The following is a 20,797-nucleotide window of genomic DNA, read 5'->3' as shown; positions in this document are numbered from 1 at the left end:
CGCTGCGGCGTCAGGCGAGGACGCGGGCCGCGATCCGGAGCGCCTCGTCCACGTCGGCGCGCGAGACGTCCAGGTGGGTCACGAAGCGGAGCATGTCGGGGCGCGAGCCCTCCGGGTTCGCGAGCACGCCCTCGGCGGCGAGGCGGCGCGAGAGGTCGGCCGCACTCCGGCCCTCGAACGCGACGAAGACGAGGTTCGTCTCGACGGGCAGCGGGAGGCTCGCGCCGCGAAGCGCGCCGAGCCCCTCCGCGAGGCGGCGCGCGTTCGCGTGGTCCTCGCCGAGCCGCTCGACGTGGTGGTCGAGCGCGTACAGGCCCGCCGCGGCGAGGATCCCGACCTGGCGCATCCCGCCGCCGAGCCGCTTGCGGAGCCTGCGCGCATCCGCGATGAGCGCCTTCGTCGAGGAGATCACCGAGCCGACGGGCGCGCCGAGCCCCTTCGAGAGGCAGACGGAGACCGTCGTCGCGCTCGCGGCATAGTCCGCGGGGCGGAGGCCGGACGCTGCGCACGCGTTCCAGAGCCGCGCGCCGTCGAGGTGGACGGCGAGGCCGCGCCGCTCCGCGACGGCGGCGAGGGCGCGGATCCGGTCGAGCGGGTACACCGCGCCGCCGCCCCGGTTGTGGGTGTTCTCGAGCTCGAGGACGCGCGTGCGCGGGTACGGGTCGCCCTCCGGCCGGATCGCCGCCTCGACCTGGGCGGGCTCGAGGAGGCCGCGCTCCGCCACGACGGTGCGGGCCTGTACGCCCCAGAGCGCGGAGAGCGCGCCGGTCTCGAACGAGATGCAGTGTGCGCCGTGATCGCAGACGATCTCGTCGCCGGGGCGCGTGAGGACGCCGAGGCAGAGCTGGTTCGCCATCGTGCCGCTCGGCACGAAGAGCGCCGCCTCCTTTCCGAGGAGCCCCGCGACCCGCTCCTGGAGCCGGTTCACGGTCGGGTCCTCGCCGTAGACGTCGTCGCCCACCTCGGCGCGCGCCATCGCCTCGCGCATGGCCGCCGTGGGCCGGGTCACCGTGTCCGAGCGGAGGTCGATGGTCTTCATGGCTGGCTGGTATAGCATCGCGGCCGCGATGCCCGCGCGAGCTTCGAGGAGGCGCGCCCCGTCCCGAGAGGCGAGGGCGCGGGCGGTCGAGATCGTCGACCGGCTCGAGCGCGCCATGCCCGAGGTGAAGATCGCGCTCGAGTTCGGCGACGACCTCCAGCTGCTCGTCTCGGTCATCCTCTCCGCGCAGTCCACCGACGTCGGCGTGAACAAGGTCACGCCCGCGCTGTTCGCGCGGTTCGCGGACGCGACGGCGTACGCGGCCGCTCGGCCGGAGGACCTCTGGCCGTACATCCGCAGCCTCGGCCTCTACCGGAACAAGGCGAAGGCGATCGTCGCGGCGGCGCGGGCGATCGCGGCGGAGCACGGCGGGCGCGTGCCGCGGACGCGCGAGGGGCTCGAGGCGCTCCCCGGCGTCGGGCGGAAGACCGCAGGGGTCGTCCTCGTCCACCTCGGCGCGGCGCACGCGTTCCCGGTGGACACGCACGTCGGCCGCGTCTCGCGCCGCCTCGGCCTCACGAGCGAGGAGGATCCGGACCGCGTCGAGCGGGACCTGGAGGCGCTCGTCCCGGAGGAGCGGTGGGGGAAGGCGCACCAGCTCTTCGTCTGGCACGGGCGGCGGACCTGCATCGCGCGCGCGCCGGCGTGCTCGCGGTGTCCCGTGGAGGACCTCTGCCCGAAGCGCGGGGTGCCGAAGGTGATCCGGCGGTGACCGCGGTAGGGGCCTCCGAGGGCTCCGGAGACGACGTTTGCCGGTGCCGGTACGGCGTGTTACATCCGACGTGCCGGAGCCGTCCGGGCGAACGCGTCGTCCCTGCATTTCCGGGGGCCGCCGAGGAAAGTCCGGGCACCACAGGGCAGGGTGCCGGTCAACGACCGGTCGGGGTGACCCGCAGGACAGTGCCACAGAGAACAGACCGCCGAACGGCATCGCGAGGTGCGCGTGGCAAGGGTGAAACGGTGCGGTAAGAGCGCACCGCGCGCCGGGTGACCGGCGCGGCACGGCAAACCCCACCTGGTGCAAGAGCAAATAGGGAGGCGTTCCGCCCGCGCGAGCGGTCGGAGGGATCGGCCCGGTCCAGGCCTCCGGGTATGGCTCGCTGGAGGCGCGCGGCAACGCGCGTCCGAGAGGAATGTTCGCCGCCGCGGGGAAACCTGCGGGACAGAACCCGGCTTACAGGACGGCTCCGGCCTTTTTGTTCTGACATCTCGCTCGGCGTGGGTGGCCTCACCCCGGCGCCCGTGGACCGAACGTGCACCGATCTTCAGGACGGTCGCGCCGTCCAACGGCCCGAGGTCGACGGCGAGCCGCACGCGGTCCTCGTCCGTGAACCGGCCGCGGACGAGGTGGGCGTAGTGCCGGTCCGTCAGCGCGATCGAGGCGTGCCCGAGGATCCGGGAGAGCCGCCAGATGTTCCCGCCGAAGGCCATCCACTGAGAGGCGAAGGTGTGCCGCGTCGCGCGGTGCCACGCCTGTCGATCATGCGGCGGAAGACCGAGCCCCGACCACGCGTCTGGCATCGTTCCCTAACAGCCCTTTAGCAACACGAGGTCGGTCGCCGTGTCGCCCCCAAGAACAATCATCCAAGGCCAAGAACCACTATCCACGAAGAGTACACGGCGATACTTCCGGTCAAAGGTAACGTCCTCGTACTCTCGACAGATCCGGAAGTACGCCCCACGCTCCGACTCGTATTCCGTCGTGATGAGATCCAGGCCGAACTTGGCGCGCAGCTGCGCCTTCGTCTTCCCCACCACGATCTCGCTACTCTTCGGATCGCCGATCATCGCGCTGGTAACTCCTGGCGCGAGAGAAGCGGGGTACGTGCCGGCCTTCCACGAGACGTAGCAGGTGCTCTCCGGGTCCCAGCACGGCTTCTGCGGGTCGCCGGACTTGCCTCGCAGTTCTTCTCGAACGAAACGGAGCGTCGGGAGCACGGCGTCCCAGAACCGATGCGCGCGGTGCGCGTCTTCCCGAAGCCACGCCACCCCGGCCACGGCCAAGACGCCGGCGGCGATCGCGAAAGCGTAGATCCGCTGCATCCGTCCCCCCGGCCTTCAGTCTACCCCTGACCTTTGCCGGCTCCGCCGCAGCGCCTCTTGCTCCGTATGAGAGGCACTTCGAGTCAACCGCCATCTGGGGAGGCTGGTCCACGCCCGATATCATCGTCGCCCCGCCCACGCGCCGAGGGCCGCTCTTGGCCCCAGATCGCGACCCTCGGGCGCTCGCTGAGCGCCGCGCGGCGCGCAGCTATCGCCTACCCGGTTGGCCGAGGGACGTCGAGTGCTACATGAGCGACTCCGTACCCGGGCGCGGTCAGGTCGAACTCGTACATGCCCGGCGCCGAAGCGTTGACGAAGCAGGTCGTCGCTGCCCCAGGACCCGGGGTACAGCCAGATGCCGGCCCGCCGCGACCCACCGCCGACGCAGGGACGTTCAGGTTCGTGACGGCGAAACTGGACCCACTTCGGAGAGGCGCTCCCGATACTCCCGCGCGTCCTCGGTCGCGAGCAGCAGGCGAACGCTGTTCAGGCCGTGCGTGGTCCGGTTGACCGACGACCGCAGGCGGCCCGCAGGCGAGCGCGGACCCGCGGTGCGGGCGCCGTTTCGGCGGGATGCGGTGCGCTGCGCCTCGGCGCGGGGCGTCGAAGCCATGCCCCCATTGTCCGGCCGGCCCGGTCTCGGTGGGAGGCGGCGGGTCATGATCGCGGCAGTGGAGTTCGGTCGGGCGGAAGTCGGCCCTCGATGACCGCAATCGCATCCGCGGCCTCGTCGCAGACCCGCCACCAACCTGGACAGACCGCCTTGTCCCGGCGAGCGAGCTTCCTGAGCGTCGGGATCGCTGGCTTGTGCCTCATGGCACCCAGTGCGAACGCGCACCAGAAGCGGACGACGGGCGAGGGATCGCCGAGCCCGCGAAGTGCCGTCCGAATGGCAAGACGTCGGTGAGGACCGCCTTCCCGACCGAAGTAGTCGAGCCCCTCGGCAGCCTGCCCCCGAATCTCCGGGTCCTCATGCTGATCAACAACGAGTGCCACGACGGTCCGTGCGGCCTCGTCGTCGCGCATGAACGCGAGCGCGTGGGTCGCCGCGTATCTCGCTGACTTCGGCGCATCGCTCTCCAGCAGGCGAATGCAACCGCGCCGAGCCCGCGCACCACCGATGTTCGCCAGAACCTTGGAAGCCTCGGCGGCTATCGGGTTGTCCGCCAGCGTGAGAATCGGGACGAGTGCCGAGGCGATACGTCGGCCACGCCGTTCGAGCAGCCGGATCGCCGTCCACCCAGCGAGACCGCGCAGGTGCGGGAGAGCCCTGATCAGCGTCGCAAACGAGCGGATGCTCTCGTTGCGCAGGAGCCGCAGTCCACGATCATAGTCGCGCCGTATCCTGGATGAGGGCGCGGAGGCGAGGAGAACGGTGACTCCCTTATCGAAGTCACTTCGTTCGGCCTTTCGAGACCTACGCCCGCTATCAGCGTTCTTGGGCACGTTGGTCAACTTACCCCGAACGGCGTGTGCCATCATCGGCGCCGAAACGAACGAAACCATCCTCCGGAGACGAGGGGGCCAAGGTCAGGAAGATCGAGGCGGACCTACCCGAGGGGCAGCGCAACTCCCAGGTGGACGCGGACGCCAAGAAGACGATCCAGGCGTGCCTCGCCGATGCCCTGGCCGCTCCAGCGAAGTAGGGCAGGAGCGCCTGCCCAAACCCTGCCCAGCCGCCGATCGGAGCCGCCCACCCGGCGATCCCCCGCGAGGTCACGCCGCGCGCCAGGCGCCCGGGATGACAGCGCGTGACCACGCCGTGCGGTCAGGCGTGGCCACGCTGGGCGACCCCGGCTCACAGGGCGGCTCCGGCCTTTGTTCACCCGCCACACGTTCGCTTCGCAGCGAGTGCGCGAGCTCGAGCGTCGCATGGGCGCTCGCGATCCCGACCCGCTCGGGGCCGCGAAAACCACGGCGTGCGGCGTCGCCTATCATGCGCTTGATGAGACGCGGTGTGCTCGCCCTCGCACGGACGGTGCTCGCGGCGTGCCTCGCCGCCTGCGCGACGGCCGGCGCGCTCGCCGCGACGCCCGCTGCGCCCGCACCGCCCACGATGGATTCCGCCTGGCCGCCGCCGCCGCCCAGCGAGCGGGTCGCGCGGGCCCGCAGGCTGCGGGCCGAGGGCGACGTCGCGGGCGCGGGGGCGCAACTCGAGTCCGCCCTCGCGACGGCGCCGGCGTACGACGACGCGCGGCTGGAGTTCGCGGACATCCTCCTTTCGAACGGGAGCGATGTCGACCGTGCTGCGGCACTCCTCGCGGGCGTCCGCGCGCCGGGCGCGCGTGGTCAGGTCCTGTCAGCGTGGCTCGCCGAATTCCGCGGCGACGACGCGGGCGCCGCGGCGGCCTACGCGAAGGCGCTGGAGCTGGCGGACGATCCCGACGTGCGACTCCGCCGCGCGCTGGCGCTCGAGCGGCTCGGCTGGGCGGACGAGGCGATCCGTGAGCTCGAGCGCGTACGCGACGCGCGCCCGAAGGACACGTTCGCGCGCGGCCGCCTCGCTGCCCTGTACGAGACCGCCGGCCGGATCCGCGAGGCGGACGCGGAGTACTGCGCGCTCGCGGCGGCGCGGCCTGAGCGTGCGCAGGGCTGGGAAGAGCTGGCCCGGTTCTACGAGCGGAATGGGCGGCGCGACGAGGCGCGCGCCGCGCACGACCGTGCCCGCACCGCGCGAGGCCAGACGAGCGCACGCAAGTTGCGGCCGCTGCCGCCGAGCCCGTGAGGCGGCTGCCGAGGATCGCGGGCCCGCGAGAGACGGCGGGCACGATCAAGCCCCGGAGCTAGCGACCCCGCCCGCGGCTTTCCCCGGTGAGCGGTCGCACTGGGGGAACTCGCTCCGGCGGCGCAGTCGACGTAGCCTTCCGCTGTACGGGAAGGCCCCCGAGCACAGGACGCCAAGTTAACCGGCTGCCCATCTCCGCCGGCGAGTCGAGCTCGACGCCACGTTCCCGGTCCACTCCAGCGAGGCTGGGCGCCGCACCGTATTTGCTCTTCCGCGGCTCTCTTCTGTGCGTTGGTCTGCCTTACGGGAGGGTCCGGACGCACTCATCGTTAATCCACCGCAGCGATTCCCCTAGACGCAGAACGTGTACAGTCCAGGCCTCCAGCCTGAGGAAGAGGGGGCCATGAAGCATATCGTTCTGCTCGCATCGCTCTGCGCCGGCGCGTCGCTCGCTGGATGCAGCAACACACCAGACGACGAATCCGCCGGGACGTGGCAGGTCGACTTCGCTCCGGTCGACGGCCCCGCGTACGCGTGTTCAGGGACGCTCGAAATCACCGGGCAGGCGAACGGGCTTTCCGGGACACTCACGTGTGGTTACATGGACATCCCGGTGAAGGGATTCCGCGACGACAACTATCTTCAGTTCGAGGAGACGGATTCGTCGGGCGTGCGCGTCCTCATCACCGGCTCGTACCGGTTCGACCGGATCGAATTGGACTTGCTCGCGCACAACGGTAGCGAGTCGTTCGCCTACGGTCCCCTCACCGGAACGCGTCGTTGAAGCACGAAGTAGACATGCCGAGCCCCACGCAGTGACCTGCGGCGAACAGGGGAACGAAAAGCCCCGCGTTGAGCGCGAGGCCTGCGACCTAAGCATCGCAGCGGCGGCGGGGTAGATGTTGGACCGCGCTCATCACTTACTATGAAGCGAAGGTGTGGCGCGTCACGCAGTACCAAGCACGCGGGTCAGCGGCGAGCCGTTCCAGCCCGAGTCGCACGAGAACGGGCCGCAGGTGCGCGCCCGGCGTCTCCTGTGCCTGGGCTCGACGCTCTAGCCGGACGCTATGGGGCCGAGCTTGCGTGACGACCGCTGGGTCTGGATCTCGCTCGCGCTGGGCGTCGTGGTCGCCACCGTGCCGCACGTCGCGGACTTCATCGCCGTTGACGTCTTGAGATAGACGAGCGCCAGGCCGATCCCGAGCAAGAGGCTCGTCCACCGCGCGAGTTCGCTGACCGAGAAGTCCTTCATCGCGCTCGCCTACCAGTGGCCGTCGGTCGAGATGATGACCGCGACGCCGCCTTGGCTCAGGTACTGGAACCCGTTCCCGCTCGTCTTCGGCTCGGCGAAGGGCGCCAGGAGATCGATGACCTGGAGCCAGCCCTCGTGATCCATCACCCAGGAGAAGCTCTCGTTCTCGACTCTACGCACGCCGAGGTCCGCCTTGCCCTCGGAAACGTGCAACCGGACCCCGCTGACAGGCTCGACACCTGCGGCGCCGTCGAGGGCAACGGGGGTGGGCCCCACCCGCCGCAGGACTTGGATCAACTGCGTCACCGTCGCCGGGTCCGCGTATGCGAGGCGAAGGAGGGGGCAAGCCGGCGCCCCGGTCTCGATGAAGTCGAGCTTCACGGAGAGGCACTGTACCCCGCGTGCGGTCGTCGAGGTGCTGCCGGTACTCCTCGACGTCCTCGTTCGCGAGCAACAGCCGCACGCTGTTCAGGCCGTGCGTGGTCCGGCTCGCCGACGACCGCACGCGCCCCTCGGGCGTGCGCGGACCCGTGCTGCGGGCGCCATTTTCGGCGGGAGGCGGCGCGTTGCGCCTCTGCGGGAGGTCGGCATGCCCCTTTCTCCGGCCGCGCCGATCCCGATGGGAAGCGTGGAGCGCCGGCCCCACATCTTCCCGAGCATCGGACGGCGATAGGACCTACGCGTCGTGCCCAGTGTGGTGCCTGGCTGACGCGTTCGGGACGATGTCCCAGTCGCCGCCCGCAGCGCGGTCGATCTCCGGCTGAACCGGCGGAGGATCGTGTAGGACGGCAAAGAGGAGCGCGCCCAGACCAGGAACCGCCGCCAGGAGGGCCCAGACCACCTTGATCACGATGTGGTCGTTGCCGCGCCAGAGGGCTCGCCAGCACAGGATGCTGAGGAGACCCGAGACGACCAGGAACCCGAGGACCATCTTGTTCACTCCGGGAGCCTAACACCAGAGGTGAGAGCCTGCCCAAACCCTGCCCAGGCGGCGGCCGGAGCCGCCCTCCTGGCGGGGGCGGGCGAGGTCACGCCGCGCGCCAGGCGCCCGGGATGACGCTGCGTGACCACGCCGAGTGGTCAGGCGTGGCCACGCTGGGCGACGCCGGCTTACAGGGCGGCTCCGGCCTTTGTACGTGACCAGGGTTAGCGCGCGCTCCTCAGCGCTCGCGCCCCAGCTCCGCCGCTAGCCGCTTCCGCGCGCCGTGGAGGCGAGACCAGACCGTCCCCTCCGGCACGCCCAGGATGTCGGCGATCTCGCGGTGGCCGAGGCCGTCGAGCGCGAAGAGGGAGAGCACGGCGCGCTGCTCCGCGGGGAGGCGCGCCAGGGCGGCCGCGAGGTGCCGGGCCTCCAGTCGCGCCCGCATCGCCTCCTCGCCGCCGCCGCCCGGCGTCTCCGGATCGAGCGGCTCGGACGGGCGTCGGCGCGCCCGCGTCCGGAGCGCCGTCCGGAGCGCGATCCGGTAGATCCAGGTGGTGAGGCGAGCCTCGCCGCGGAAGCGCGGCAGGGCCGAGTGCACCGCGAGGAAGACCTCCTGCATGGCGTCCTCGGCGTCGGTGCGGGAGCCGGTGAGATGGAGGCAGAGCGCCAGCACCGGCGCACGGTAGGCCTCGAAGAGCGCGCGGAAGGCGGCGTCCCGCCCCGCCGGCCGACGCACCTCGGCCAGCAGGGCGGCCTCGGCCGCTGCGTCCAGCGCGGGGAGCCTCGAGGCCATCGCGCCTACCGCTCCGCCGGGCCGAGGTCCGCCAGCTCCCGGCGGAGCCGCGGCAGGCGGAACCAGGTCGCGTACCCGAAGATCGCGGCGAGGATCACGGCGACGTAGAGCCGGATCACCGTGTGCGGCAGGTCCGGCCCCTCCAAGGCGCGCACCGCCTCGAGCGCGGCGACCGCCAGCACGAGCCAGCGCGTGCGGGAGAGGATGGCCAGGCTCCGCGCGGTGATCCGGCGCTGGTAGGCCAGCACCTCGCCACGCGTCGGGAGACGGGCGGTGCGCCACGCGTTCCAGCCGACGAGCCCCATCACCGCCAGGAAGATCCCCGCGATCGCCGGCGCGACCGCGGAGGCGCTCGCGAGCCGCTGCCCCTCGGGGTCGAGCAGGACGAGCACCCCCATCACCGCGACGCAGACCACCGCGCCCACGGCCATCCGCACCACGTTCTCCGCCATCCGCCGGCGGATCCCGCGCTCCACCCGGTCCCAGTCCACCTGTCGCAACGCCTCGCCGGTGAGCTCCGACATGACTCCCTCCGCTCGCCGGGACGACTCCTCGAATGCCCGGCAGGATGCGCAGCCGGAGAGGTGGCGCCCGAGGGCCGTGCGCTCCGGCTCCCCGAGCGCGCCGTGACGCGCCATCTCGATGGCGATCTCGAAGGACTCGCAACCCGCCATGACCACCTCTCTGCCACGTTGGTGCCGCGGCGGAGCAAGACCTTCACGTGAGGCAGCGCTTTTCTTCGGAGCGGGGCCGGGCCCGCGGGGAGCGCCTGGGCAGCGCGCCCGCCAGGCTCGGTGAAAACCGTCGTGATCACGCGGGTCGCGCGGCACCGCGCCTGCCGATGATCCGGTGGAGGTCTACGGGCCGACTATCTACCCAGTCTACGGGCAGTCTCCGCGTCCACCTGCGCCCACCACGCCTGGAATTCCGGTGGGTGGTCGGCGTTGCGCAGCCCGAGGCGTGTCCAGAGGTAGTGCCCGAGCTCGTGTGCCAGGGCCGTCTGCTCGATGTGCTGGAACGGGTAGCGGGGAGCACCGGGCTGCGGCGGGCTCGGGTACGTGAGCGCCACGAGAAACTCCGGCGTCATCGGCAGGCAGCTCCCGCCCGTCCACTCACCCGCGAGTGCCGGGTCGTAGAGGACGTCGGAGAAGTGCACGGTGCCGCCCTCGACCCATGCGTCGGGGACCGGCCCGGGCGCCATCTCGACGGCCGTCTGGAGCGCGACCTCGAAATCGGAGGTCCACGCTGGCGGCAGCCCAGGAGTCTCCCATTCGTCGGGGACGAAGTAATCGTCGGTCTTCGCGCACGCCATGGGGAGCATGAGCGCGATCGCAGCCGCCATCATCCTGAGCGTGCCCCGCATGGCTCCACTCGCCTCGCGCCCGCTCGTCCGTGGGTGAGTGGAAGCATCGGCCCGGCGTCGTGGAGACGGCGCCGACTCCTCGGGGGCGTCGGCGCGCAGCATTCGCTCACGGTGAAGCCGTGTGACCCGGCCGCGCCATGCCGGCGCGAGGTCAGGGGAAATCCCTACTCGACGGTGGGTCCTGGCCGTACGCTCCGATGAAGCCCCTCCGAGGTGCGAGGTCGTCGGAGTGAGCGCCGAACGCGCAGACGGCGCGGCTCCGGGACTACCGAGGTGCGGCTGTCGTGTCGGCTCACGGCGCCGGCGTCCGCGGGACCGTCCGACGCTGGAGCACGAGCGTCCCGAGGATTCCTGCGATCCCCGATCCCGCGAGCACCGCGAGCTTCGCGACCGGTGCATCGGCGGGCGACAACGCGCGGTCGGCCATGAGCAGCGCCACGGTGTCGCCGATGCCGCACAGGCAGGCCGCGCCGACGAAGTGGCGGAGCGTCACCCCTTCCGGCGGGATCGCGAGCCGCCTCGCGATCGCGACGCCGGACGCGAGGAGGATTCCGAGCGGCTTTCCGACGACGAGCCCGACCGCGATCCCCGCGAAGATCCGACCGGCGTCTTGCGACGAGAAATCGGCCCTCAGGCTCACGCCGGTCGCCGAGAACGCGAAGGCGGGCAGGATGACGTACGCGCTCCAGGGCGCCACGGCGCGTTCGATGCGCTCGGCGGGCGACGCGAGGCGTGCGCTCGCCGCCGAGAGATTGCGAGCCGCCCATTCCCACACCGGCTCCTGCTCGAGTCGCGCGTCGTCACGGCCTTCGCGCCGCGCCTGCGCCTCTGCGTCGTCGAGCGACGCGAGCGCGGTCGCGGCCTGTGCGAGCAGCGGGCCCGCCCTCGGTGCCGGGCGCGTCGGCAGGCACATCGCGAGGAGCACGCCCGCGAGCGCCGCGTGGACGCCGAGCGCGTGGAGGGACGCCCAGAGCACGAGGCTCACCACGACGTACGGCCAGGCCGCGTAGACGCGCGCGCGATTGAACGCGATCAGCATCAGGGACGCGCCGAGCACCGCGAACGTGAACGACGGCGCGAAGGAGCGCGGATAGAAGATCGCGAGCGTGAGGACCGAGAGGATGTCGTCGACGACGGCGAGGGCGGCCACGAAGGCGCGAAGGCCCACCGGGATCCGATCGCCGAGGACCGCCAGCAGCCCGAGCGTGAACGCGATGTCCGTGGCCGTGGGGATGGCCCACCCGCGGAAGGCAGGTCCGCGATTGAACGCGAGGTAGATCAGCGCCGGCGCCACCACGCCGCCCAGCGCCGCGAGGATGGGCAGGATGGCGGCGCGCCAGTCCGCGAGGGCGCCCGTCGTCATCTCGCGCCGGATCTCGAGGCCGACGAGCAGGAAGAAGACGGCGAGCAGGCCCTCGGAGAACCAGTCACGCACCGTGAGCGACAGCTGGCTGCCGATCGGACCCACCGCGACGTTCGCGCTCATGATCCGGTCGTAGAGCGGCGCGATGGCGGTGTTCGCGCACACGAGCGCGAGCACGGCGGTGACGAGGAGCACGAGCCCCGCCGACGTCGGCAGGCTCGCGAACACGCGCGCCGAGCGGTTCACGCGCGCCGCGACCGGACGTTCGAGCGCCTCCAGCATCGAGTGAAAGTCCCACGCGCCGTCGTAGCGGACCCCGTCGACGAACAGCGTCGGCGTCCCCGTCACGCCGTTCCTGCGCCCGTCGGCGAGGTCCTGCTCGACCCGCGCGCGCACCCCGTCGCCCTCGAGGTCGCGCGCGAAGCGCTCGACGTCGAGTCCGATCGCACGCGCGTCCTCGACGAGATCCGCCTCGCCGATCGGAGGCTCCCGGGCGAAGAGCCGGTCCTGCATCTCGAAGAAGCGCCCCTGTCGGGCGGCCGCCTCCGACGCTCGGGCTGCGAGCTCGGCCCCGGGGTGCGCGCGCTCGTTCGGAAAGTGCCGAAACACGTAGACGAGCCGATCGCCGAGCGCTCCCCGAAGCCGCCGGAACACCGGGCGCAGCCGCCGGCAATAGGGACAGAGGAAGTCCTCGTACGCTACGACGACGACGGCTTCGTCGCTCCGCACGCCGCGGATGTGGTCGCGATCCGGGTCGACGGCGCGCAAGAGCCGGAGCTTCGCGCTGGAAGGTTCGTCGTGAGCCATGACCGACCCGGTTTCACGGCAGCGCCATTCGAGTGGGGCGGATCCCGGGTCTCATGTCGACGGTGACGACCGCGTGTGACCCGGGAGGACGGAGGAGCGGCCGCCAGCCTCACAGCCCCGGGCGCTCGCCGTCGTGGGCGTGCGCAATGGCGTGCCGCACGGCCGGGTCGAGCCGCGTCGCGTCGACGATCACCTTCTCGGAGTGGACGTCGACGATCGCGTCGAGCGGGATGCAGTGATCGCCGCCGTTCTCGATGTTGACCAGAAGCTCCAGGCGGCCCTCCGGACAGACGTCGCGGACGGCGCCGAACTCCTCGCCACCATCGCGGTCGAAGACCTGGAACCCGGCCCGGATGCTCTCCTGCCACTGCCGCTCGCTCGCCATCGCGCCTCCCGTGCGCGACCGCTCGCCGGCGCGCCCTCCTCGTGTAGAGGCGGTGATCGGGAGAGGAGGCGTGCCAGATGGGGTCCCGGCCGCACTCGGTTCGAGTGGCGGCGCCGGCGCGGCGACGGATCGGGCACGACGTCGCCTCGGGGGAGCCATCCCCCGAGGCGACCCGAGCCTCTACTGGCCGTCGGACGCGCTGGCGGCCTTGTAGAAGAAGTAGTCGGCCGTGTACGGCACGAACGCCTTCTTGCCGACGTCCGATGACGAGGCACAGTCCGCCGGCGCTGCGACCCCTCCATGCGTATTCACGCGCTGGATGAAGGTCGTCCCGGCCAGCGTGGCGCCGCCGGTCGGTCCTTCTCGAGTTCCATTCGGCGGAACCTGGAGCAGGAGCCACGGAACCGCACCCTTCGTGACGAAGACAGGGTTGTTGATCGCCGCGGCCCAGACGGTGCTCGCGTCACGCGAGTGCTGCCACGTGGCGCGAATCGTGCCGTTCTCGGACGGATTGGGGCTGAAGAAGTGGGTGATGAGCTCCTTGTCCTGGTCGTCGAACAGGGTGGCCTGGGGCGTGAAGAGCGTCCAGGCGAAGCCAGAGCTCGAGGGAAGGCAGACGTAGTTCTGGGTACCGTCGGCGTGGCCCACGAGGAACGCCGTGTTCCCCACTGGCACCTGGAGGTCGTGGGGCACGTCCGGCGGTGTGACGTCGTCGGCGTGCGCGGCGCGCGGCAGCGAGACCGCGACGGCGCCGATCAGGAACAGCGTGAGCCCGGCTGAATCACGGAAAAGAACCCTGCTTCTCATTGCTGACCTCTGTCTCTCGACGAGCATTGGGGCACCATTGCCCGATTCCATTCGCATGTTCGCGTGGACCGCGAGCCGCTCCGTAAGTACGGCGCGGGCGGCGGTCGGATACAGGCACCGCCGGAGGGAGCACACGGCAAGGGCGGCAGCGCCCGCAGGTCCCGGGAGCAATCCCCGCCGTCTCTTCCGGTAACCGCCGCGTCCCTGGTGCGTATTGCCCGCAGGCGCGGCGGTGTCGCCCTGGGCTCACGCCATCGGCCGGGCGCTCGTGAGGTGCGCTACGCGCGCGCTACCGCGTCGGCCCCGGTGCTCGACAGCAGCTCGGCGTCCAGGAGCTCCCGCGCCGAATCGATGGCGTCGTGCGTCCCCGAGAGCGCGACGACGTCGCCTTCCCGGAGCCGCTCGTCGGCGGCGGGCACGAGGACCGAACCGTCCGGGCGCGAGATCGCGAGCACGGAGGCGCCGGTCTTGCCGCGAATGCCCAGCTCGGACAGCGACCTTCCCACGGCGGCGCTCCCTGGCCGCAGCCGCGCCGCCACGGGCTCGCCGAGGCCGGGGAACATCGCGCGGAATCCGGTGAGCGCGTCGCCGTGAGCGCCGGACGCCCCCTGCTTCGCGAGCGACTCGACGATCACCTGCGCGCCGGCGCGGACGTGGCCCTGCAGGTTCGCGGCGCTGCGCCAGAAGGCAATCCCGAGCACGATGATCGCCGTGGCGACGACGGCCGCCCCGGGCGCGCCGGGAAGGAAGGGCTGCGTGAGGGCCACGATGGGCAGGAGCACGACGATCGTGGCGCCGAGCTGCACCACGGCGACGAGGGCGCGGCGCGGCGCGGCGGCGAGGTCGGGCCGTCCCGCCTCGCCGCCGGGCAGGGCCGCCGACGCGACCGCGACTCCGAGGGCTCGTGTGTTTCGCAGCAAGCCGACGCAGAACGGGACGGCGAGGAGCGCCGCCGCCGCCCAGAGCGCCACGCGACCGAGTCGCACCCCGATCCCGAGCGCGCCGGCGATCCACCTCGCGGCCGGCTCCGTCGCGACCGACGTGCCGATGACCAGCGCCGTCATCGCGGCGACGTCGACGAGCAGCGCCCGGACGACGCGGCGCACGCGGGTCCCGAGCGTCGCGCGGCCCGGTGATGCCCCGAGCTGCTCGAGCCAGCTCCCGTACAGGGAGACCACCGTCTGGACGCGGCGGGGCAGCTTGCGATCGACCCACGCGGCGACCCGCCCCGAGCCGCCGATGAGCCAGGGCGTCGTGAGCGTGGTCACGGCCGAGACGGCCACCGCGAGCGGGTAGAGGAACTCCCGCGTGGCCCCGAGCGAGGTGCCGAGCGCGGCGAGGATGAACGAGAACTCTCCTATCTGCGCGAGGCTCATGCCGGCCTGGACCGAGGTCCGGACGCCGTGACCGGTGAGGAACGCGCCCACCGTGACCGCGATGGACTTCCCGGCGACGACGAGCCCGATGAACACGACGATGGCGATCCAGTGCCGCGCGACGAGCGCCGGATCGATGAGCATCCCCACCGACACGAAGAAGATGGCCGCGAAGAGGTCCCGCACCGGGCGGACGAGGTCCTCGACGGCGGGCGCGACCCCGGACTCGGCGACGAGCGATCCCGCGATGAACGCGCCGAGGGCCACCGAGTAGCCGGCCGCGAGCGCGAGATACGACGTCCCGAAGCAGAGGCCGAGGCTCGCGACGAGGAGCGTCTCCCGGGAGCCATGCCGGCTCACGTACCGGATCCCGCGCGGCACGATCAGCATCCCCGCCGCGAGCAGGACCGCCAGGAACGCCCCCAGCCGGCCGAGCGTGGCGCCGAGCTGGCCCGGTGAGACCCCCGCCCCGGTCGCCACGGCCGTGAGGACGGCCATGAAGAGGATCGCGAACAGGTCCTCGACGAGGAGCACGCCGACGACGAGGTCGCGGAGCCGGCCGCGCACGCGGAGGTCGTCGAACGCCTTGGCGATGATCGTCGTGCTCGACATCGCCACGATCGCGCCGGCGAAGACGCTCTCGAGCGTCGTCCAGCCGAACGCGCGGCCCGCGACGAACCCGAGCCAGACCATGATGCTCGACTGCACGACGGCGGTGACCCCTGCCGTCGGGCCGACGCTCACGAGCTTGCGCAGGCTGAACTCGAGCCCCAGCGCGAACATGAGGAGGATGACGCCGAGCTCGGACAAAGTCTGGACGATCTCGCGGTCGGCGACGAGCGGGATCGGGACATGCGGCCCCACGAGGAGGCCCGCGAGGATGTAGCCGAGGACGACCGGCTGGCGAAGGCGCTGGAAGAGGACCGTCGTGACCGCCGCGACGCAGAGCACGATGGTGAGCGCGAGGAGGAAGTGGTGGGCGCCCTGCATGGCTCACGACTTAGCACCGGTGGTGTGCGCGCGCGTCACGGTTCGACGGCTGGACCGTGAGAAAATGTCGAAGGCTCGCTTTCGAATTAGCTCCGTCGCGGTCGGCAAGTCGAGCACCGTCCCCGGCGCGGCGCCCTTCCCGAGGTAATCGTCTAGTCACGATGAACGAAGAAGCGGCGCAAGCGCCTGCTCGCCGCAGTCGACGCTCGACGGCGCCTGGATGGCGGTTCCATCCGGCGGGAATGACTTGGCTTCGACGCGGGCCACGCGCGAGGCGCGACGCCGCCTTGCCGAACGGGGCCAGGCATCGTAAAGAACCGATGCCATGACTCCCACCCCCAAGGCGATCCCCGGCTGCGGACCCGCGCCCGTGCGGGAGGAACCCGATCTCAGGCCGGTGGAGGGCACCGAGGCGGACGAGGAGCTCGCGGCGCTCGCGAAGGCCGTCGGGCATCCCGCGCGCGTCCAGATCCTGAGGCTCCTCGCGCGGCGCGAGGCGTGCGTGTGCGGCGACATCGTGGACGAGCTCCCGCTCGCGCAGTCCACCGTCTCCCAGCACCTGAAGGTGCTCAAGGACGCGGGCCTGATCCGCGGCGAGATCGACGGGCCGCGGGTCTGCTACTGCATCGAGCCCCGGGCGCTGCGCCGGCTCAAGTCCCTCGTCGGAAGCCTGTAGGAGTCCAGCGCATGTCCGAAGCCGCCCTCGCCGTTCCCGCGCGCGCCAGCGTCGCCCGCCGGCTCTCGTTCCTCGACCGCTACCTGACCCTCTGGATCTTCCTCGCCATGGGCGCCGGCATCGCGCTCGGCTGGGCGGTACCCGGCGTGGTCCCCGCCCTCGACCGGCTGAGCGTGGGCACGACGTCGCTCCCGATCGCGGTCGGCCTCGTCCTCATGATGTACCCGCCGCTCGCCAAGGTCCGCTACGAGGAGCTGCCGCGCGTCTTCCGGAACGGCAGGGTGCTCGGGCTCTCGCTCGTGCAGAACTGGGTCGTCGGGCCGCTGCTCATGTTCGCGCTGGCCGTCGTGTTCCTGCGCGATCGGCCGGAGTACATGGTCGGGCTCATCCTGATCGGCCTCGCCCGCTGCATCGCGATGGTCATCGTCTGGAACGACCTCGCGAAGGGCGACACCGAGTACTGCGCCGGCCTCGTCGCGTTCAACTCCATCTTCCAGGTGCTGTTCTTCTCGGTCTACGCCTGGCTGTTCATCACGGTGCTGCCGGGCTGGCTGGGGCTGCGCGGGGCCGAGGTCCACATCACGATCGGCGAGATCGCGCGGAGCGTCTTCGTCTACCTCGGCGTCCCGTTCCTCGCCGGCATGGCGAGCCGGTTCGGCCTCCGCGCGCTGAAGGGCGAGGAGTGGTACCGGAAGGTCTTCATCCCGCGCATCTCGCCCGTCACCCTCGTCGCGCTCCTCTTCACGATCGTGGTGATGTTCTCGCTCAAGGGCGAGACGATCGTGCACGTGCCGCTCGACGTGGTGCGGATCGCGATCCCGCTCCTCGTCTACTTCCTCGTGATGTTCTTCGTGTCGTTCTGGATGAGCCGGAAGGTGGGCGCGACGTACGGGCAGACGGCGACGCTGTCGTTCACCGCCGCGTCCAACAACTTCGAGCTCGCGATCGCGGTCGCGGTCGCCACCTTCGGCATGGGCCACGGCGCGGCGTTCGCCGCGGTCATCGGACCCCTCGTCGAGGTGCCGGTGCTCATCGGGCTCGTGAACGTGGCCCTGCGCCTCCGGGACCGGTTCTTCCCGGGTGAGACCGCGGAGGTCGGCGGCGTGAAGAGCTGCGCGGGCACCTTCCCCGCGTCGTCGGCGTCGAGGTGAGCCGGTGACGTCGGAGAGCTGGCGCGCCGAGGCGGACGAGCTCAGGAGGCTCGCGCCCCGCCACGTTGTGTTCCTGTGCGTCGCGAACTCCGCGCGGAGCCAGATGGCCGAAGGGATCGCCCGATCGCTGGCGCCGGCCGGGGTGACCGTCTCGTCCGCGGGCTCGAGGCCGTCGCGGGTGAACCCCCTCGCGATCCGCGCGCTCGACGAGATCGGCGTCGACCTCCGCGGGCACCGCTCGAAGGGCGTCGAGTCGATCTCGCCCGAGGGGGTCGACGCCGTGATCACGCTGTGTGCCGAGGAGGTCTGCCCGGTGTTCCTCGGCGAGGCGCGGCGCGTTCACTGGGCGCTGCCCGATCCCGCCGGTGCGGGGAGCACGGAGGAGGAGCAGCTCCGGGCGTTCCGCGGCGTCCGCGACGAGCTTCGTCGCCGGCTCTCGGTCGTCTTCGGCCGGTAGGGCCGAGGGCCGGCAATCCGGCCGAACGAGCCCCCGATCGCGACGAGCGGACATCCTCCCCTGCAGGTGCTCGAAAGTCCCGGAGACGATCACGAAGATCGTCGGACCCGACGAGCCCTGTACGAGACCCGTGCGGAGGTGCCACGCGATGAACCTACCTCCCGCCCACGCCATCGCACCGCGCTCCGTCGCTCTCGCGCGGCGCCCGCTCGCCGGACTCGCCCTCGCCCTGGCCCTCGCCCTCGCCCTCGGGCCGGCGAGGCCGGCGCGCGCGGAGGGCGTGACGACGTCGTGGCCCTCGTACGATCTCGGGACGGACCTCGCCGTCACGGCGGTCGCCGGGGGCGGAACGCTGACGCTGCTCGCGCTGGAGCAGCAGCTCGCGCCGCTGCACTGTCGCTGGTGCACGCCGCCCGGGTTCGACGCGGACGTGACGCGAGCGCTCGGATGGAGCGACACCACAGCGGCCGCGACGGCGTCGGACGTGCTGCAGGTGGTGGTCGGGGTCGGCGTGCTCGGAAACGCGCTCCTCGACGGCTACCGCCGCGGTGACCCGAAGCTGGGGATGGTGAACGTCCTCCTCATCACCGAGGCGACCAGCATCGCGATGCTCCTCGACACGGGCGTGAAGTACGCGGTGGGCCGGGCGCGACCGTCCGTGTGGCTCGGCGAGACGAAGGAATCGCACAACGGCAACCTGTCGTTCTTCTCCGGCCACACGACGTTCGCGTTCGCGATCGCCGCGTCGTCGTCGACCCTGCTCCTGTCGCAGGACGCTCCCGACGCCGGGCTCGCAACCGCTGTTTCGTTCGCCGGAGCAGGCCTCGTCGGCTACCTCCGGATCGCCGCCGACGCGCACTACCTGACCGACGTGCTCGCGGGCGCGGCCGTGGGGAGCCTCGTGGGCTGGGCCGTGCCGCACTTGTTCCATCCCAGCAAGCAGGCCGCCGTCCAGCTGCGCCCCGCGGCGGGGGGATTCGCCCTCGTCTGGTGAGGGTCCGTGAGCGGGTGGGTCCGGTCTTCGACCGCGGCGTCGCGCATCGGGTAGGCTGGACCGATGCCGGCGATCGATCTTCGCAGACCCGCCGTGGTCACCGACGACTTCCGCCGCCGCGTCGCGGACCTGCTCGCGCCGAGCGGCTTCGCCCCGCGTGCGAAGGGCGACCTCGTCCGGCGGCGTGGCAAGAACGTCCACCGCGTCGGGTTCTCGTCGAGCCAGCGGAACACGGAAGGTCACGTGGCCTGCTCCGTGTCGCTGGGCTTCGAGGACGCCGCCGTGCGGGCGCAGTCGCCGGGGTGGGCGGCGGGAGGCTTCCTCGACGGCCCCGAGTTCGACGGGTCGTGGCAACGCTCGAACATCGCCGTCCCCGGCGACGCCGACGCGCTGGCCGACCTCGTGATGAAGCGCCTGGAGTTCCTCGAGCTCATGGAGAGCCCGGAGACGGTGCTGTCCGAGACCTCCCGCCGCTACGTCCCCGGCCTGGTCGAGCCCCGCGTGATCGTTCCGTACCTCGCCGTGCGCCTCGGGCGCGACGCCGCCCTTTCCTACGCGCGCGCTCTCCTCGGCGGACGCCCGGAGCTGTGGCCTGCGTTCGCCGGCGCCTGCGGACGAGGAAATGCTCCCGGAGGGCACGCCGATCACGGCTCGCAGCTCGCGACGGCGCTCGCGGACGTGGAGGCGGTCCCGCCCCCCGCCGCACCGGCGGACGTGGTGCCGTCGGCGGATCCCCGGGCTGCGGCGCTCCGGTGCTTCTTCGGGCGGCAGCTCCGGGCCTGGGGCGAGCCGGAGGCGGCCGCAGCGCTTCGCCGCCTGCCGGACGCGGACGTCCACGGCTCGTACGCCGCGCAGAAGGCCGTCGAGGAGCCGCTGGTCGACAGCGCTGCTGCCGCGCGCGTCGTGCTGCGATGCGTGCTGGGCGAGGACCGCATCCCCCGTCGCCCGGCACCGAGGCCGCGCCTCTTCCAGTACCACGCGCTCCACGAGCCGTTCGCGTGACGAGGCGGCGCGTCGCGGCCGTCAGTCGCTCGCGAGCAGCGCGGCAGCCTCGAGCCTCACGGCGTCCCCGGCGGCGCGCGAGGCCTCCTGCATGCCGCGCAGGGCGCCCTCCTGGCTCCGGTCCCAGTAGATGGCCTCCATCGCCTCCCCTGCGCAGATCCAGCCGTCGAGGGCGGCCAGCACCTGGCGCCGGCTTGGCGACGCACCCTCCGGCTTCTCCAGCCGGGCCACGTCGCCCTTCGCCAGCTCGGCGGCGCGCACGAGCTCGCGCCCGCCCACGGCGCACGCGTCGAGGCTCTGGCCGCACGCGCCGACGACGCCCACGTACTTCGAGTGCACGCGGTCGAGGATCTCGGCGACGCTGCGCGCGTAAGGGCTCGAGAGCTTCGGCGCGCCGCACAGACACGCGGGCAGGCAGCACAGGAGCGCGAGCGTGAAGCGCGGGGGTGGTCTTCGCATGTCGTGAGTCTCGTGGCGTGCCCGCCGGGCGCCAAAGCGCCATTCGAGGCCCTCCGGCAGGCTGCGGCACGATGCGCCAGGGCGCCCGTCTCCGCCGCCCTCGTGACCTCGCGACCGCGAACGTCCCGTCGTGGTCGATCACCGCCCAGGCATTCCCCCGAGCACGCCAGGAGCGCGAGCGTGCAGAGGCTCG

At 71.9% G+C, this 20,797-nt stretch carries 22 protein-coding genes and 1 other RNA gene; 9 read left to right on the top strand and 14 right to left on the bottom strand.

What is annotated here, in order from left to right; all coding sequences use genetic code 11:
- Positions 1–10 precede the first annotated feature (10 nt).
- Positions 11–1,039 (bottom strand): threonine aldolase family protein, encoded by a 1,029-nt coding sequence (locus tag AMOR_RS07620; protein ID WP_248360214.1) that lies wholly within the window; start codon positions 1,037–1,039, stop codon positions 11–13.
- Between the two features lie 28 nt (positions 1,040–1,067).
- Here AMOR_RS07620 and nth point away from each other — a divergent pair, with 28 nt between their 5' ends.
- Positions 1,068–1,751 (top strand): endonuclease III, encoded by a 684-nt coding sequence (gene nth / locus AMOR_RS07615; protein WP_248360213.1) that lies wholly within the window; start codon positions 1,068–1,070, stop codon positions 1,749–1,751.
- 75 nt (positions 1,752–1,826) lie between these two features.
- An RNA gene (gene rnpB / locus AMOR_RS07610) (RNase P RNA component class A) lies at positions 1,827–2,232 on the top strand.
- 334 nt (positions 2,233–2,566) lie between these two features.
- Here rnpB and AMOR_RS07605 read toward each other — a convergent pair.
- Together AMOR_RS07605 and AMOR_RS07600 are read right to left on the bottom strand one after the other, a co-directional pair.
- Positions 2,567–3,082 carry a hypothetical protein gene (locus tag AMOR_RS07605; protein ID WP_248360212.1) on the bottom strand — a complete coding sequence of 172 codons (516 nt, stop codon included), beginning with the start codon at positions 3,080–3,082 and terminating at the stop codon, positions 2,567–2,569.
- A gap of 657 nt (positions 3,083–3,739) precedes the next feature.
- Positions 3,740–4,528, bottom strand: coding sequence for a HEAT repeat domain-containing protein (locus AMOR_RS07600; protein ID WP_248360211.1), 789 nt, complete (start codon positions 4,526–4,528; stop codon positions 3,740–3,742).
- 499 nt (positions 4,529–5,027) lie between these two features.
- On the opposite strand from AMOR_RS07600, the gene AMOR_RS07595 reads away from it, so the two are divergent.
- Both AMOR_RS07595 and AMOR_RS07590 read left to right on the top strand, forming a co-directional pair.
- On the top strand, positions 5,028–5,807 hold the full coding sequence (locus tag AMOR_RS07595) for a tetratricopeptide repeat protein (protein WP_248360210.1): 780 nt from the start codon (positions 5,028–5,030) through the stop codon (positions 5,805–5,807).
- Positions 5,808–6,210: 403 nt separating this feature from the next.
- Entirely contained in the window at positions 6,211–6,591 is a 381-nt protein-coding gene (locus AMOR_RS07590) for a hypothetical protein (protein WP_248360209.1), read from the top strand.
- A gap of 270 nt (positions 6,592–6,861) precedes the next feature.
- Here AMOR_RS07590 and AMOR_RS07585 read toward each other — a convergent pair whose 3' ends face one another.
- From AMOR_RS07585 to AMOR_RS07540, 10 genes are all read right to left on the bottom strand, one after another.
- Entirely contained in the window at positions 6,862–7,059 is a 198-nt protein-coding gene (locus tag AMOR_RS07585) for a hypothetical protein (RefSeq protein ID WP_248360208.1), read from the bottom strand.
- Between the two features lie 9 nt (positions 7,060–7,068).
- Positions 7,069–7,440 carry a hypothetical protein gene (locus AMOR_RS07580; protein ID WP_248360206.1) on the bottom strand — a complete coding sequence of 124 codons (372 nt, stop codon included), beginning with the start codon at positions 7,438–7,440 and terminating at the stop codon, positions 7,069–7,071.
- A 295-nt stretch (positions 7,441–7,735) separates the two neighbouring features.
- The gene (locus AMOR_RS07575) at positions 7,736–7,999 is read right to left on the bottom strand and encodes a hypothetical protein (RefSeq protein WP_248360204.1); all 264 of its coding nucleotides are present in this window, start codon (positions 7,997–7,999) and stop codon (positions 7,736–7,738) included.
- A 220-nt stretch (positions 8,000–8,219) separates the two neighbouring features.
- The gene (locus AMOR_RS07570; protein WP_248360202.1) at positions 8,220–8,774 is read right to left on the bottom strand and encodes an RNA polymerase sigma factor; all 555 of its coding nucleotides are present in this window, start codon (positions 8,772–8,774) and stop codon (positions 8,220–8,222) included.
- A 5-nt stretch (positions 8,775–8,779) separates the two neighbouring features.
- On the bottom strand, positions 8,780–9,448 hold the full coding sequence (locus AMOR_RS07565) for a hypothetical protein (protein ID WP_248360200.1): 669 nt from the start codon (positions 9,446–9,448) through the stop codon (positions 8,780–8,782).
- A gap of 194 nt (positions 9,449–9,642) precedes the next feature.
- Positions 9,643–10,137: a hypothetical protein gene (locus AMOR_RS07560; protein ID WP_248360198.1), complete on the bottom strand. Its 495-nt coding sequence runs from the start codon at positions 10,135–10,137 to the stop codon at positions 9,643–9,645.
- Between the two features lie 292 nt (positions 10,138–10,429).
- Positions 10,430–12,307 (bottom strand): Na+/H+ antiporter NhaA, encoded by a 1,878-nt coding sequence (gene nhaA, locus AMOR_RS07555; RefSeq protein ID WP_248360196.1) that lies wholly within the window; start codon positions 12,305–12,307, stop codon positions 10,430–10,432.
- A gap of 109 nt (positions 12,308–12,416) precedes the next feature.
- Positions 12,417–12,692 carry a PRC-barrel domain-containing protein gene (locus tag AMOR_RS07550; protein ID WP_248360195.1) on the bottom strand — a complete coding sequence of 92 codons (276 nt, stop codon included), beginning with the start codon at positions 12,690–12,692 and terminating at the stop codon, positions 12,417–12,419.
- Between the two features lie 180 nt (positions 12,693–12,872).
- Positions 12,873–13,526: a DUF3455 domain-containing protein gene (locus tag AMOR_RS07545; protein ID WP_248360193.1), complete on the bottom strand. Its 654-nt coding sequence runs from the start codon at positions 13,524–13,526 to the stop codon at positions 12,873–12,875.
- Between the two features lie 251 nt (positions 13,527–13,777).
- Complete coding sequence (locus tag AMOR_RS07540; protein WP_248360191.1) at positions 13,778–15,865, bottom strand: cation:proton antiporter; 2,088 nt, start codon at positions 15,863–15,865, stop codon at positions 13,778–13,780.
- A gap of 325 nt (positions 15,866–16,190) precedes the next feature.
- On the opposite strand from AMOR_RS07540, the gene AMOR_RS07535 reads away from it, so the two are divergent.
- The 5 genes from AMOR_RS07535 (at position 16,191) to AMOR_RS07515 (ending at position 20,145) form a co-directional block, all read left to right on the top strand.
- Entirely contained in the window at positions 16,191–16,541 is a 351-nt protein-coding gene (locus AMOR_RS07535; RefSeq protein WP_248360189.1) for an ArsR/SmtB family transcription factor, read from the top strand.
- An 11-nt stretch (positions 16,542–16,552) separates the two neighbouring features.
- A complete protein-coding gene (gene arsB, locus AMOR_RS07530) occupies positions 16,553–17,692 on the top strand; it encodes an ACR3 family arsenite efflux transporter (RefSeq protein ID WP_248360187.1) in 1,140 nt (379 codons plus the stop codon).
- 4 nt (positions 17,693–17,696) lie between these two features.
- Positions 17,697–18,149 carry an arsenate reductase ArsC gene (locus AMOR_RS07525; protein WP_248360185.1) on the top strand — a complete coding sequence of 151 codons (453 nt, stop codon included), beginning with the start codon at positions 17,697–17,699 and terminating at the stop codon, positions 18,147–18,149.
- A gap of 148 nt (positions 18,150–18,297) precedes the next feature.
- Positions 18,298–19,143, top strand: a complete 846-nt coding sequence (locus AMOR_RS07520; protein WP_248360183.1) for a phosphatase PAP2 family protein — start codon at positions 18,298–18,300, stop codon at positions 19,141–19,143.
- 63 nt (positions 19,144–19,206) lie between these two features.
- A complete protein-coding gene (locus AMOR_RS07515; protein WP_248360181.1) occupies positions 19,207–20,145 on the top strand; it encodes a hypothetical protein in 939 nt (312 codons plus the stop codon).
- Between the two features lie 21 nt (positions 20,146–20,166).
- On the opposite strand, the gene AMOR_RS07510 is transcribed toward AMOR_RS07515, so the two are convergent.
- Positions 20,167–20,604 (bottom strand): hypothetical protein, encoded by a 438-nt coding sequence (locus AMOR_RS07510; RefSeq protein WP_248360179.1) that lies wholly within the window; start codon positions 20,602–20,604, stop codon positions 20,167–20,169.
- Positions 20,605–20,797: the final 193 nt, after the last annotated feature.

The organism is Anaeromyxobacter oryzae (genome assembly GCF_023169945.1).
In the GTDB taxonomy this organism is placed as follows: Bacteria; Myxococcota; Myxococcia; order Myxococcales; family Anaeromyxobacteraceae; genus Anaeromyxobacter; species Anaeromyxobacter oryzae.
Note: the sequence above shows the minus strand (reverse complement) of the source record. Positions and strands in the feature narration are given on the sequence as shown.

Coding starts and splice junctions, on each gene's coding strand:
- AMOR_RS07585 (WP_248360208.1), bottom strand. CDS start 7,059: ATGAAGGACTTCTCGGTCAGCGAACTCGCGCGGTGGACGAGCCTCTTG.
- AMOR_RS07560 (WP_248360198.1), bottom strand. CDS start 10,137: ATGCGGGGCACGCTCAGGATGATGGCGGCTGCGATCGCGCTCATGCTC.
- AMOR_RS07595 (WP_248360210.1), top strand. CDS start 5,028: ATGAGACGCGGTGTGCTCGCCCTCGCACGGACGGTGCTCGCGGCGTGC.
- arsB (WP_248360187.1), top strand. CDS start 16,553: ATGTCCGAAGCCGCCCTCGCCGTTCCCGCGCGCGCCAGCGTCGCCCGC.
- AMOR_RS07590 (WP_248360209.1), top strand. CDS start 6,211: ATGAAGCATATCGTTCTGCTCGCATCGCTCTGCGCCGGCGCGTCGCTC.
- nth (WP_248360213.1), top strand. CDS start 1,068: ATGCCCGCGCGAGCTTCGAGGAGGCGCGCCCCGTCCCGAGAGGCGAGG.
- AMOR_RS07550 (WP_248360195.1), bottom strand. CDS start 12,692: ATGGCGAGCGAGCGGCAGTGGCAGGAGAGCATCCGGGCCGGGTTCCAG.
- AMOR_RS07545 (WP_248360193.1), bottom strand. CDS start 13,526: ATGCTCGTCGAGAGACAGAGGTCAGCAATGAGAAGCAGGGTTCTTTTC.
- AMOR_RS07620 (WP_248360214.1), bottom strand. CDS start 1,039: ATGAAGACCATCGACCTCCGCTCGGACACGGTGACCCGGCCCACGGCG.
- nhaA (WP_248360196.1), bottom strand. CDS start 12,307: ATGGCTCACGACGAACCTTCCAGCGCGAAGCTCCGGCTCTTGCGCGCC.
- AMOR_RS07535 (WP_248360189.1), top strand. CDS start 16,191: ATGACTCCCACCCCCAAGGCGATCCCCGGCTGCGGACCCGCGCCCGTG.
- AMOR_RS07520 (WP_248360183.1), top strand. CDS start 18,298: ATGAACCTACCTCCCGCCCACGCCATCGCACCGCGCTCCGTCGCTCTC.
- AMOR_RS07570 (WP_248360202.1), bottom strand. CDS start 8,774: ATGGCCTCGAGGCTCCCCGCGCTGGACGCAGCGGCCGAGGCCGCCCTG.
- AMOR_RS07605 (WP_248360212.1), bottom strand. CDS start 3,082: ATGCAGCGGATCTACGCTTTCGCGATCGCCGCCGGCGTCTTGGCCGTG.
- AMOR_RS07515 (WP_248360181.1), top strand. CDS start 19,207: ATGCCGGCGATCGATCTTCGCAGACCCGCCGTGGTCACCGACGACTTC.
- AMOR_RS07540 (WP_248360191.1), bottom strand. CDS start 15,865: ATGCAGGGCGCCCACCACTTCCTCCTCGCGCTCACCATCGTGCTCTGC.
- AMOR_RS07510 (WP_248360179.1), bottom strand. CDS start 20,604: ATGCGAAGACCACCCCCGCGCTTCACGCTCGCGCTCCTGTGCTGCCTG.
- AMOR_RS07565 (WP_248360200.1), bottom strand. CDS start 9,448: ATGGCGGGTTGCGAGTCCTTCGAGATCGCCATCGAGATGGCGCGTCAC.